This window comes from Streptomyces sp. GbtcB7 (genome assembly GCF_019091445.1).
Lineage (GTDB): Bacteria > Actinomycetota > Actinomycetes > Streptomycetales > Streptomycetaceae > Streptomyces > Streptomyces mirabilis.
In genome coordinates this window covers 21428-34151 of record NZ_JAGXJM010000066.1, presented here as the reverse complement: position 1 = coordinate 34151, position 12724 = coordinate 21428, and the positions used below count along the sequence as shown (strand labels likewise).

Here is a 12724-nt window from a genome sequence, read left to right as displayed (position 1 = left end):
AGCTTCCCAAGCTGAGAGTGCGAGTTCGATTCTCGTCACCCGCTCCATATTGAAACCCCAGGTCGATGGCCTGGGGTTTGTTTGTTGTCTAGACCAATTCGGGGGCTCCGTGCCCTTCGCGTGCCCTAAGTCGACGCAGAGCGAGCATTCGAGGGGCGCGCCGGCGCCACTCGGGAGCATTCGACAGCCCCGCGTCTCGAATCGCGAGACGCATTCCACGTGACCTGCACCACAGGTGGCGCAAATGGCTCTCAAGTCGCTTACGCAAAGGGCCGCTTGTAGATCGGGCCGCAGTTCACGGCCGTGCGATTCCAAATCAGCCGTTCCACGACGACAGCGTTGGCGAGTGGTTCACAATGCGCGCCATGCCCACTAGGTACGACAGTTCACGAAGACGCCGACAGGCAGCGCGCTGCGGGCGCCCCACGCAGAAAGGGACACCGTGCAAGCTCCCTCAGGAGATCGGCCGTGGCTGTCGGCACCACGCCACCCGAGCCGAGCGTGAAGCCGCTGCGGAGGAGGAGAAGGCTCGGGCTGAGAGGGCAAGGCAGCAAGCAGAACGAGAACAGCGGACGATCAGGGCTGTATTGGCGCTCGTCGCTCTAGCCGTCTTTGCCGGCATCGGCATTGCCGTCTGGGATTCCTGGAAGGACGATCAACACGAGTCCATGTGCCGGCCGCACCGAGCCGAGGCACGTGCGCTGAGCGACAAGGCCGGAGAGGTACGGATTCCTCTGGTATTCGCTGGAGACCCGCACATCAGCATCCTCCAGCTCGGGGCTAAATTCCCCGACGACCTCGGATACCTCGACGCCACATCGGCCACCGAACTGGACATAGCAACGGCATACTCCGAGAAGCGAGACCTCGCCGGACAAGCTGCGCGCGTGGTTCTCGACCACCTGGAGTGCTTCGCCGACGGATCCATCACCGAGGCTTCCCGCATAGAACAGGCACCCACCGAGGTCAGTCGGGTGGAGATGCCGTCGGCCGCTCACTGCAGTGACGGGTGGCCGTCCACGTCGATCGGCCGGCAAGGGGCATGCTCGCATCACGGCGGCGTCGTTCCCGCGCGCCCCTGGGCAACTCTGCTCTTCGACTGAGTCGGCGGGGTGCGGACAACGACTTCAGACACGGCACCAAGTCGTCGCGGTGACCTATTCGGCCTGGGTGATCGGGCGCCGGGTCTCCTCCAGTTCTCTCAGCAACGCCACGGCCAGCATCACCGCGGTGAGCGCGTTGGCCAGCGTGTATTGAGTGGGGCCGGTGGCGTGTGAAGTGGCGTGCCGGGAGTAGTGCCCAGGCACCGGCGGACCGTAGTACTCGGCACAGGCTGCATGCACACAGGTGTGGATGCAGTAGGCGCGGAACTGGCCGAGCGTGGTCTCTCGCGTCGCCTTCGGCATGCTGCTCGTAACCGCCCCGTAGCTGAAGCCGCCCCACTTGTTCTGCAGCACCGGATCAGCTCGGACCATGGCGCGCAGAACGGTGTCCCACACCGACGCGGCCAGAGCTTGAGCCGGCTCGTGAGGGCCGCTTTCCAGCAGGTCGAGACACGAGTTGAGGTAGCCGACCTGAGCGGAAACGTCCTCGCGCTCGATGTCCTCCAGGACCGTGCGGCAGTGGTCGACCACCCGCCCCGCGTGCTTTTCGAGGACCTTGCGTCGGGCAGCACTGTCCGGCTCGTCCAGGAGCGCGCGGATGACGTCGGCAGGCGGTGTCCAGACGAGAGGAATACCTTCCTCCATGACCTTGAGCATCGCCGTGCGTCCCAGGCGTTCTCCACGCCAGTTCTCTGGGTCGAGGTCACGCACCTCATCCGCGAGACGCTCCAGCAAACCGGACTGCGCCAGTCGGAAGGCTTCATGCCGAGCCAGCCCGGCTCCTGGCATGAGGTGCGTGAGGTCAAGGCCGCTCAGCGGGGTGCTGCCGAGCGCCAATGTAGAACCCATGAGCCGGTCACGCGCAGCAGCGGTGCGGAGGCTGGCTGCAACCGCACTCGGCCACATACCGCCTTGGCTCACGTCATACACGGCGGCCAGGGTTCGGTCCCGCGCAATGGCAGCTCCCAGGCTCCTGGCGATCGGGCTTTCCTGGTTGCGTCCATGGAGATGGTGTACGGGTTCGACCTGATCCGGGGGTTTGCTCCGGCATCGGGATGGCGCCCGCATAGATGAACGGCCACCGGCTGATCTTCGAAGTGTCGAAGCCTCGAAGGAGATCAGCACGATGACCGCACCTGACAGTCTGCCCCTGCACGCCCTCGCGGAGGACAACCTCGCTTCGGCGAGTCCCGATCTGCTGCGCGCGATGGTCAAGACATTCGCCGACGCGCTCATGTCCGCAGAGGCCGACGCCCTCTGCAACGCCGAATACGGCCAGGTCAGCGACGAACGCGTCAACCACCGCAACGGCTACCGCCCGCGCGAGTGGGACACCAGGGCCGGCACGGTCGAACTGGCCATTCCCAAGCTGCGCCAGGGCAGTTACTTCCCGCACTGGCTCCTCGAACGGCGCCGCCGGGCCGAGCAGGCCCTCATCAGCGTGGTCGCCACCGCCTACCTGCTCGGTGTCAGCACACGCCGAGTCGAAAAACTCGCCGCCTCCCTCGGTGTCACCCAACTGTCGAAGTCCCAGGTCAGTGCGATGGCCAAGCACCTGGACGAGCAGGTCGCCGCATTCCGCAACCGGCCCCTGGACCAAGGCCCTTACGCGTTCGTCTGGGTCGACGCGCTGACCCAGAAGGTCCGCGAGGGCGGCCGGATCATCAACGTCCACACGCTGATCGCGGTCGGCGTCAACGCCGACGGACATCGCGAGATCCTCGGCATCGACGTCGCCACCTGCGAGGACGGAGCCGGCTGGCTCGCCTTCCTGCGCTCTCTGACCGCCCGCGGCCTGAGCGGGGTTCAGCTGGTCGTCTCCGACGCGCACACCGGCCTGGTGAACGCGATCGGTGCGGTCCTGCCCGGCTCTTCGTGGCAGCGCTGTCGAACCCACTACGCCCGAAATTTGCTGAGCCAGGTTCCGAAGTCGGCCCAGCCGTGGGTGGCCACGCTGCTGCGGACCGTGTTCGAACAGCCCGACACTGACGCCGTGAAGGCCCAGATGCGGCACGTCCTGGACGCGTTGGAGGCCAAGTTCCCCAAGGCCGCAGCCCACTTGGACGCGGCTCAGCACGAGCTGCTGTCCTTCACGACCTTCCCACGCGAGATCTGGCGGCAGATCTGGTCGAACAATCCGCAGGAGCGGCTGAACAAGGAGATCCGCCGTCGCACCGACGTGGTCGGCATCTTCCCCGACCGCACCGCGCTGATCCGCCTGGTCGGCGCGGTGCTGGCCGAGCAGAACGACGAATGGACCGAGGCCCGCCGCTACATGGGACTCGACCTGCTGGCCAAGGCCCGCCTCCACCCGATCGAGTCAGAAACCGACGAGACCACCCTGCCCACCGAACTCACCGCATAGCCTCAAAACGAGATCACCGAGTGGCCGTCAATACACCACTCCCACGGACGTGACCGCTTTCCTCGCCAGCCCGGCGGAGAGCTGCCTGTGCGGTCAAGAAGCCATTCGCTTGTGCGGCAAGGGTCAGTAGGTGGTCGGGAAGGCCCGCCTGCTTGAGCGCAGCGGCCACATCGGCGGTGTCCCGTCGGCGAACACGACGAGGCTGAGTGGACGACGTCTCCTCCGCCTGCTCTGATCCGTCCTGGTGCTCGGGCTGCTCGTCACCCATTGATCTGGACCCTCTCGTGCAACGTCAGTGCCGACGAGGGTACGACCGGCCTCTGACGTTGAGCCTTCGATTTTTGCTCTGCTGGAAGCCCCCGGACACGGGCTGGCCTGAGCAGCCCCACTGGGCCTCGTCGTCCTGCAGAGCCAGCTGACAAGATCCCCACCACGATGAGCGCCGCCGCACTGCCAGATGGCATCCCGATGGTGATGCATCTGGTCTTCCAGCATCTGCTGATCCGGGGCGTGACGGCGAGCGCCTTGATCTGGCCCTCTCCAGGGAACGAGACCAGGGCCTGTCCGATCAGCGGGGAGGCCGTAAAACGGGCCCTGGTGGAGTGGGGTGGGGCTCAGCCGGGTGCTGTCACGCTTCCTTGGCGTTGCCTCCCTCGGCAGCATGCTCACGCCGTTGCTGCCGCACCTCGGCGTCAATCCCCCGTGCCAGCCGCCGCTGATGCTTCGCCGTCGAGTGCTGATAGATCAGCTGAGCCCGCTCCGAGGACTGGCCAGCACGGACCATGAGGTCCTTCAACTTGGCGCCCGTGTCGGCGGCGAGGGTGTTGCCGGTATGGCGGAGGTCGTAGAAGCGGAAGTTTCCCGGCATGCCGACCTTGGTCCTCGCCTTGCGCCACTTGCGGCCGAAGGTCGAACGGCGGAACGGGGCACCCTTCTCACCGACGAAGAGGAGACCGTCCGGCTCCTTCTCTGCGAACCATTGCAAGTGGCGGCGTAGCTCGGGCTTCAGGAAGTCCGGCAGGTAGACCGTGCGCTTGCCCGCCCGGGTCTTGGGGGCGCCGGTAACACGCTTGCCGTTGGTCAGCTCCGGGGACGCCTGGGTGATGCGCAGGGAGCACTCGTCGACATCGACGCTGTGGCGGCGTAGTTCGGCCAGCTCCTCCGGGCGGAGGGAGGCGAAGGCGCCGAGCAGGACCATCAGGCGCCAGCGGGGGCCCATGGCGTCGGCGAGGTCGAAGACCTGCTCGATGGTGGCGGTGGGGCGTTCGTCGGCCTCCTCCTTGCCCGCGCCCTTGATGCGACACGGGTTGGTGCGCAGGAGGTCGTCGTCGACCGCCGTCTGCAGGATCGCCTTCAGCAGGCGGTACGACTTGGCGACCGTCGTGGCACCGGTGGCCTTCAGGCGCTCAGCACGCCAGGTGCGGACGGAGGGCGGGGTGATCTCGTCCAGGTCCTTGCCGCCGAAGGTCGGCAGGATGTGGAGGCGGAGGAGCCCGTCGTAGCGGTCGACGGTGGTGGGGGCCAGGCCGCGCTCCTCCTTCCAACGCAGTGCGTACTTCTGGAAGTTGATCGCGCCAGCGTCCGGGTCGCGCCATACGTCGCGCTCGATGTCCGCGCGAACGAGGTTGAGCCAGTCCTGGGCGTCGGACTTGGTCTCGAACGTCTCCGGGGCGGTATGCCGCTGCCCGTCCGGGCCGACGTAGCGGGCCTGCCACCGGCCGGAGGGGAGCATGCGGGTCGTGCCGAACTCGCGCCGCCGCTGCGGCTTGCGTCCCGCCATCAGGCCGCCTTCCCGTAGCGGGCACGGACACGGCGGACCGGCTCGACGGTGCGCGCCTCGACGTACTCGGTGATCGCGCTCTCGGGTATGCGGACCGGGCGGCCGAGCTTCACGTAGCGGATGCGGCGCTCGGCGATCAGACGGCGGACGAAGCGCTCGCCCGTACCGAGCATTTCGCCAGCCTCGGCGACAGTCAGGAGGCGGTCAGCCATGCGCGATCACCTCCGTCGCGGAGGGGCGCTGGGGGCAGGCGGGAGCCGGGGGTATTGCGGGCAGGTGCAAGGGCGGTGGGTCCTCACTCGGGTGCGGGATGGGGCGAGTCGCTGCGCGGCGAAGGCGGTTCAGACTGCGGGGCGGCCGGGCAGGAGCGCGGGTGCCGGGACCTGGAGGGCCTCGGCGATCGCGATGAGGTCGTCGATGTCGCATCGACGCTGGGCGCGCTCGATGCGGGACAGCATGGTGTTGGACATCGGGTGGCCGAGGGCTGTCACGCGGTCGGCCAACTGCCTTTGTGACAGGCCGCGTTCGGCACGGAGGATTTCGATGGCACGGGCCGCCTGCATTCCTGCCGGCCCGATTTCCAATGAGCGTGGGGGCATGGCTCCAATTGAAAGGCTCGATCGCCGGTTTTGGTAACCGGCGATCGTCGGCTATGTTGCGCTCCGCGCCGTACGCCGGGGAGAGGTTTCCGGGGGTCGAGATGGGGGCGCGGACGGATGCGTCGATCGATGCTCTGACGTGCGGTGTTGTGTTGTAGCTTCCCCGTCGGCGGCGCGTCAACGGCTTGCCGATGTGATGCTTCTGGCTTCGCCTGACGGTCCGTTATTTCGGCAGCAGTCGATTCGGGTTTATAATTTTGGGAATGCCTGGCTCGCAGTAAGCGTTCGCCGTCAGCTGTCTGATTTCTCGACGGGAATGCTGGACTTGAGCGGCATGGATGTGGCTGTCTTGGCTATACGACGCCACCAGCCCTCCCTCGCGCCTTCGGCCGGGGCGGTGGGCCAACCCCCTCCCCGTGCACCGCCCGACAAGGGCCAACTGCACTCCCATGCCCCGACCTAGGAGCCGCCGCCCGATGAGCTACGACGCCCGCGAATGGGTGTGGGACCACAGCCACAGCAAGGGCACCGCCCGCATGGTCCTCGCTCTGATCGCCGACCGGTGCCGCGACCGGCACTGCGTCGCGTACGCGTCCGTGCCCACCCTCATGAAGCGCGCGAATGCCTCCCGTACCGCCGTTCGTGACGCGCTGGCCAAGTTGATCGCCGACGGTGAGCTGGTGCCGCTCCCTGACCGTAAGGGGCCCCGGGGAGAGACGTATTACTGCCTCCCAATAGCCGCCCAATTCATCGCCGATGAGCGCCGAGAGGGGGACCGGATTCCGGCACCTCAAGGGGGTCGGAATCCGACCCTCGGGGGATCTGAATCCGACCCTGCCGAGCCCTTCGAGGCGGGATCGGAATCCGGCCCCGGGGAACAGGTTCCGACCCCCAGGGGGGACGGATTCCGACCCGAGGGGGGTGCGGATTCCGACCCCCAGAACAGAAGAGAACCGAAGGTGAACGGTAGTAAGAGCAGCAGCAGCTCTGCTCCGCTCATCTCCGCCACCGAGTGGCAGATCGATGGCAGTGCCCGTGCCTGGCTCCAGCGGGACGGGCATCTCGACCGGCTCGGTGAGCACGGCCTGGATGCCGCCGACGCGAAGTGGCGCACCTACCGGAGCTCGTGGGAACCCCGCACCGCCGACGCGTGGGCCGCGGACTGGCGCGCGTGGATCGCCCGGGAGCGGACCCCTACCCCTGGCCGCCCGAACCTCTACGCCCTGCCCGGTGGCACGCCCAACCCCACCTCGACCACCGGCATGTCGCGCACCGAGGCGCACATGGCCGCCCTGCTCGCCGCCCTCGACGAACCGACCGGAACGGAGTAAGCCGCCTTTGGACCGACGCGAAGTCGCTGCCGTCCTCGCCTACATCGGACGCCTCGATCCCCGCACCATCCCCGTCGGCACGGGCAATGCTCGTGACCAGATCGCCCAGTGGCAGGAGCTGCTCAACGACGTGCCCTTCGCCACCGCCCACGGCTGGGACGTCCGCGAGGCGATACGGGCCCACATCCTGGACTCCCCGTACCCGATTCTCCCGGTGGACGTCGCCCGCAAGTGGCGCTCCTACCGCCGCGACCGCCTGGACCGGCACACCGATCCCACCCCGGTCGCCGACCCGGACAACCCCGCCGCATGGCGCACCGAACTCCTCGGCACACGGCACGCCGTCGCCACCGGCATAGCCGCGCCCTCCCCGCACCGACAACTCGTCGGGGGCCCACACCCGGACATCGAAGCCCGCCTCGCCGCCACCGGATCATCCGTTCCGCCAGCCGTCCGCGCGGCGCTCGCGCCCTACCGGCCCGCGCGTGCCGCCCGCGAGGCTGCCGTCGCCGCCGGACAGCCCGACGCTCTCAGCGTCCCGTGCCGGTGGTGCCACGCCGACAAGGGCGAGCCCTGCCGCAGCCGGCGCCTCGGACTCGACGGCCACGCCCGGGGCAACGCACCCCGCACGAGGCCGCACCCCACCCGTGTGGACCTCGCCATGGCGGAGCTGGCTCGGCAGGACGCAGCGTGACCCGCGGCTGCCGTGTCGGGGCCGACGCCTGACCAACGGCCCCTCCGCCGCACCCCAAGCCCACCCTCACCGCCCGTCGGCAGCACCAATGCCATGCCCGGACGGCTTCCTTGGAGACCTCTCCTCATGCCCGCCTATGCCCACCCTGGAGATATCTGACTTGCCCTCCCCCACCCCGATACCCCCGGTCGCCATCCCCAGCACCGACAGCCATCGCTCCCGCATCGCCCGTCTCCGCGCTCGCTACCGCCGCCGCTCAGACGTACGCGCCGGGAGTCACCGCCCGAACCGCGGCGCACGCTTCACACTCGTCGTCGGCCTGATGGCCGTGGTCCTCATGGCCTTCCGGGTCTCGTGGAACGCCTTGTCCGACGTGGCCCGCGCCATCGGCGCCGACCCCACCGCCGCCCTGCTGTACCCGATCGTGGTCGACGGGCTGATGGCCCTCGCGCTGATCGCCACACTCGTGCTGCCCGATGCCGACCGGAAGTTCGCACTGCGGATCCTGGCGACCTACACGATCGCCAGCCTCCTGCTGAACTACGTACATGGCCTGACCCCGGCCCTGCACACCATGCCGACCCGGTGGGGCCGACTGACCGGCTGGGACCCGGCGAACTGGGCCCTCGTACTGCTGGCGACCTCGCTCCCGGTCGGGTCGATCTACTTCGGGTCGGACCTCGTCGCGAAGGTGCTGCACCACAACCCCGAGGGAGCCGACTCTGCCTCAGCGGTTGGTCGGCAACCCGACGAGCAGGACGCACGGTCGACCTCTGACCAGGCCCAATCGACCCCCGAGCAGCCGACCGAGTCGGCCTCCGTAAAGGCCACCAAGACGCCCGTGACGAAGCCGACCGAGGCTACCCAGGCGGCCCGCCCTACCCGACCGCCCCGGTCGGCCGCCGCGGTTGACTCGACCGAAGCCGCCCCGCACCGTGCGAGACGTCAGGCCCCCGCCACTGCCGAGTCGGCCACCGACCGCAACCGCACCGACGCCGAAGTCCTCGACGAGGCCCGACTCCTGACCGCCGACTGGAGCGCCGACCGGCTCACCGCACAGCGCCTGCGCACCGAACTACGGATCAGCCAGACACGCGCCCGCACCCTGCGCAACCAGCTGAAGACCGAACGCGCCGACCGGCCAGACCGCGTCGCCTATGACGATATCGAGGCCGAGCCTGTCAACGGACTCGACGAGGCCACCTCCGAGCACCATGGGCATCTCGGCACAGCCACCGTCGGCACCACCTGAGACCCGCCAGCACACCGACCACCCCGGCCTTCCGGCTCACCCCATGCCCTGGGCAGACCGGCCCGGGGCACGGGGGCTGCGCAACGCGAAGCACCCCGCAACAACACCCCACGGAGAACCGCCCCATGCACGACCCGAAGCACGAACTCTCCACCCCTCAACAGGAGATGACCACCGGCCTGAACAGCGCAGCAAGTTGTACCGGAAGCGATGCTTCCGGAGTTCCCGCCCCGGGGGTGGCGGGAACAGCCCGGCGCCGGGGGGCACCGGACAGTCAGGCTGCGACCGAGGGCGGACCGCGGCAGGGAGGAAGGCGGCAGGCCGAGTCTGTGTCGACCAGACGTCAGCGTGCTCGTCTGCCGAAGTCCCGCAAGCGACTGAAGCAGCCCAGCTGCCGTATGAACGACACCGAGTTCCAGCGATTCACCGACGCCGCCGCCCACTGCCAGATGTCCAACGCCGCCTTCCTCGCCTACGCCGCCGACAAGGCCGCCCGCGACCTGAATCGCACCGCCGCCGAGATCGCGACGGAACGGGAGGTCATCAGCGAGCTGTTTGCCGCCCGACGGCACCTGGGCCGGATCCACGGCCTGTTCAACCAGGTCGCCAAGGCCCTCAACTCCGGCGCCGACGCACCCCACGTGGACGCGGCGGCCGAGGCCGTCGGCAACGCCGCCCGCCGCATGGAGGATGCTGCCGATGCTCTGCTCGCCCACCGCGACGGCGGTGCCGCTGAGTGATCCCCAGCATCCACGACCGCGGCAGCGAGACGATCGGACTCATCAACTACCTCTACGGCCCCGGCACCAAAGAGGAGCACATCGACCCACACCTGGTGGCCGCCTTCGACCCACTCACCCCCGACCCCGGCCGCGACTCGAAGGCCACCTACGAACAGCTCCAGCGCCTGCTCGACCAGCCCGTCAACGCTCTGCCCGTCGGCAAGCGACCCGAGAAGCACGTATGGCACCTGTCCGTGCGGGCCGCCCCGGAGGATCCGATCCTGTCCGACGAGGACTGGGCGGCCATCGCCCGCCGTATGGTCGCCGCCACCGGCATCGCTCCCGAGGGCGACGAAGCCGCCTGCCGGTGGGCGGCCGTCCGGCACGCAGACGATCACATCCACATCATCGCCACGCTCGTACGCGACGACGGCCGCCGGCCCCGCCTGCACAACGAGGCCCGCCGCGCTCAGGCCGAATGCCGCCGCGTCGAAGTCGATTACGGCCTGCGACGAGTAGCACCCGGGGACGGCACCGCCGCCAAACGGCCGACCAGCGCCGAACGGCACAAGGCCGAACGCGAGGGCCGGGACCGCACCGCCCGCGAGGAACTGCGCGAGACCGTGCGCCGCGCGGTGGCCGGCGCGAGCAGTCAGGAGGAGTTCCTCGACCGCCTCAAGAACGCCGGACTTCTCGTGCGCACCAAGGTGCTGCCCTCCGGCGACTTGCAGGGATACAAGGTCGCCCTGCCCGACGACCGCAACGGCGACAAAGAGCCGGTCTACTACGCCGGTTCCACCCTCGCCCCCGACCTGTCCCTGCCCCGCATCCGCAAACGCTTCTCCGACGACACCCCGAGCCAGGACACGAACACCACCCCCTCCGTCCAAACACCGAGCGGCCCTGCGACCGCGCGGCGTCGAACGGCCACAGCCGCGTGGCAGGCGGTGCTGGTGATCGATCACGGTGAGGACGCCGAGGTGGCCGCGCACATTGCTGCCGCCGGAGAGGTCCTGGACGCGCTCGCCAAGACCTCCGCCGCCCACACCCGCGCCGAACTGCGCGAGGCGGCCTTCGTGTTCGAGCGGGCCACCCGCTCCCACGTCCAGGCCGCGCGGGGGCATGATCGCGCCCTGCGCCAGGCCGCCCGCGACCTCGTCCACAGCGGCCCCGCCCTGGGCCGCGGGGAAGACGGCGCCACCACCGCCATGGTGATCGACATGGTGTTCTTGCTCGTCACCGCCACCGCCCACTGGCACGCCAAGAAGAACCACGCCCAGCAGGCCGCCGCCGCCCACCAGGCCGCCGAGCACCTACGCACCGCCTACCAAGCCGCCGCCAACATCCCGCTGGCTGTACTGCGCCATCGAGGCCAACGCCTTTCCCAGCCACTTCTCCGCCAGCAGGCCGCCCATCTACGCCGGGCCATACCGGAACTGGCGGAGCAGGCTTTGACCGAGGCCGGCTGGTACGCGCTCGCCGTCACCCTCGCCGACACCGAGGCCGCCGGATACGACCCGGCCGGGCTCCTGGCCGAAGCCGCTGAACGGCGGGAGCTCGCGACCGCGGACTCGATCACCGATGTCCTGGTGTGGCGGCTGCGCCGCATGGCCGACTTGCCCGCCAACGCCACCGCGATACCTGAACATGCCGCCACCGCAGCCCCGGGCAACCGTCGAACCGCCCGCCCCTTGGCGGGCCGCGACGATCAACCCCGCAGGGCGCGATGATTCCGCATACGCCGAGCCCCTCTGCCGAGGCCAAGGCCAAGGGGCCAGGTCAGTGGGCGACCTGGGCTTGGCGAACGCCTTCCGCGGCCAGGAGGGAGTCAGAGACGATCATCGGGCCATTGCGGAGTGAGCGCGCTGCCCGTTTCGTCTCCGAACACCAAGGCCGTTCCGAACTGAAACAGGCGCTGCGGGCGTTTCCTGAGTGAACAGATCGAGCGTTCACTCAGGAGACGCTCCTCCCGTTTCCTGAGGAAACGGGTGCGATCCGGGGCGACCAAGCCAAGACGGCACTGAAGCAGTCGCGATGTGGGCCGCAGCCGGGGGCACGTCCCCCGATCTCTCTGGACGGGGCGTGGGGCGTCGTCCGCGTACTCGATGATCCGTCAGCCGACGGAGGAGATGAGCTTGGAAAGTCAGCAGTCACGCGTGCACTCGAAGGAGATGAGCTTTCCGCTGGATGGCCAGTTGGTTCGCCAGTTCACCGGGACCGATCGCGCTCAGGGCCCAGAGGCTGCTGGCGCGGCGGGCCCAGAGCCAGAGCAGGTCATCCACAGGGGTGTGGAAGGACAGCACGGGAATGCCGTGGGCATCAAAGGGATCGGCGTCGAGATAGCCCAGGCCGCCGGTGCCACACAAATAGTGGGTGCTGCCGGTGGCTGCTGCGAGATCTGCCAGGCGCTCGGAGCGCCCTGGGCGGGTCGGGATCTCGCTGCTGTCCAACACATCCCCTGACCAGCCATGGACCCTGAGCAGGGCAATCGTCGATGTTTTCGCGACGTCGGCCAGGCGGTCCGAGGTCGCGAGCGAGTCCAACACCGCGTCAAGGACATCGGACACGGCCCTCCAATGGGAGCTTCGGCCGTAGTACTGCCGCAGGAGCAGCTGGACCGTCCTGCGTGAGTGCTGGGGGTCAACGAGCCGTGCCTGGCTGATCAACGTCGAGCGACCCTGGGGAAGATGCGTGGGGAGCGTGAGCCACTGCTGGCGCGCGGGCTCGTCCAGATCGGCAAGACGGGCCCGGTGCTGGTAGTCGCGGCGCGTGAACTGGACGTCGTCCAGGACGATCCACCGGTCAGCGGCGTACAGCTTGGCCAGCGTGGACAACCTCGGGAAAAGGTTCGGCTGGTGGATCGCACACACCCCGCCCC

At 68.7% G+C, this 12724-nt stretch carries 12 protein-coding genes; 7 read left to right on the top strand and 5 right to left on the bottom strand.

Going from position 1 to position 12724, the window contains the following annotated elements; all coding sequences use genetic code 11:
• The first annotated feature begins 587 nt into the window (after positions 1-587).
• A complete protein-coding gene (locus KVT44_RS52555; protein ID WP_217575926.1) occupies positions 588-1103 on the top strand; it encodes a DUF3761 domain-containing protein in 516 nt (171 codons plus the stop codon).
• A 54-nt stretch (positions 1104-1157) separates the two neighbouring features.
• On the opposite strand, the gene KVT44_RS52550 is transcribed toward KVT44_RS52555, so the two are convergent.
• Positions 1158-2033, bottom strand: coding sequence for a hypothetical protein (locus KVT44_RS52550; RefSeq protein ID WP_217575924.1), 876 nt, complete (start codon positions 2031-2033; stop codon positions 1158-1160).
• A gap of 196 nt (positions 2034-2229) precedes the next feature.
• On the opposite strand from KVT44_RS52550, the gene KVT44_RS52545 reads away from it, so the two are divergent.
• Positions 2230-3468 (top strand): IS256 family transposase, encoded by a 1239-nt coding sequence (locus KVT44_RS52545; protein WP_217575922.1) that lies wholly within the window; start codon positions 2230-2232, stop codon positions 3466-3468.
• 628 nt (positions 3469-4096) lie between these two features.
• On the opposite strand, the gene KVT44_RS52540 is transcribed toward KVT44_RS52545, so the two are convergent.
• The 3 genes from KVT44_RS52540 to KVT44_RS52530 all read right to left on the bottom strand — a co-directional run bounded on the left by KVT44_RS52540 (position 4097) and on the right by KVT44_RS52530 (position 5847).
• Positions 4097-5248, bottom strand: a complete 1152-nt coding sequence (locus tag KVT44_RS52540; RefSeq protein ID WP_217575920.1) for a site-specific integrase — start codon at positions 5246-5248, stop codon at positions 4097-4099.
• A complete protein-coding gene (locus tag KVT44_RS52535; RefSeq protein ID WP_217575918.1) occupies positions 5248-5460 on the bottom strand; it encodes a helix-turn-helix domain-containing protein in 213 nt (70 codons plus the stop codon). The genes KVT44_RS52540 and KVT44_RS52535 overlap by 1 nt, the downstream gene beginning before the upstream one ends.
• Positions 5461-5589: 129 nt before the next feature.
• Positions 5590-5847, bottom strand: a complete 258-nt coding sequence (locus tag KVT44_RS52530; RefSeq protein ID WP_217575916.1) for a helix-turn-helix domain-containing protein — start codon at positions 5845-5847, stop codon at positions 5590-5592.
• Positions 5848-6323: 476 nt separating this feature from the next.
• Between KVT44_RS52530 and KVT44_RS52525 the strand changes: the two genes are divergently transcribed.
• The 5 genes from KVT44_RS52525 (at position 6324) to KVT44_RS52505 (ending at position 11576) form a co-directional block, all read left to right on the top strand.
• A complete protein-coding gene (locus tag KVT44_RS52525) occupies positions 6324-7178 on the top strand; it encodes a helix-turn-helix domain-containing protein (RefSeq protein ID WP_217575914.1) in 855 nt (284 codons plus the stop codon).
• 7 nt (positions 7179-7185) lie between these two features.
• Positions 7186-7872, top strand: a complete 687-nt coding sequence (locus KVT44_RS52520; RefSeq protein WP_217575912.1) for a hypothetical protein — start codon at positions 7186-7188, stop codon at positions 7870-7872.
• 160 nt (positions 7873-8032) lie between these two features.
• Positions 8033-9124: a DUF2637 domain-containing protein gene (locus KVT44_RS52515; RefSeq protein ID WP_308314387.1), complete on the top strand. Its 1092-nt coding sequence runs from the start codon at positions 8033-8035 to the stop codon at positions 9122-9124.
• Positions 9125-9522: 398 nt separating this feature from the next.
• A complete protein-coding gene (locus KVT44_RS52510) occupies positions 9523-9864 on the top strand; it encodes a plasmid mobilization relaxosome protein MobC (RefSeq protein ID WP_217575910.1) in 342 nt (113 codons plus the stop codon).
• Positions 9861-11576, top strand: coding sequence for a relaxase/mobilization nuclease domain-containing protein (locus KVT44_RS52505; protein WP_217575908.1), 1716 nt, complete (start codon positions 9861-9863; stop codon positions 11574-11576). Before KVT44_RS52510 ends, KVT44_RS52505 begins: the two co-directional genes overlap by 4 nt.
• A gap of 420 nt (positions 11577-11996) precedes the next feature.
• On the opposite strand, the gene KVT44_RS52500 is transcribed toward KVT44_RS52505, so the two are convergent.
• On the bottom strand, positions 11997-12716 hold the full coding sequence (locus KVT44_RS52500; RefSeq protein WP_217575906.1) for a WbqC family protein: 720 nt from the start codon (positions 12714-12716) through the stop codon (positions 11997-11999).
• Positions 12717-12724 lie beyond the last annotated feature (8 nt).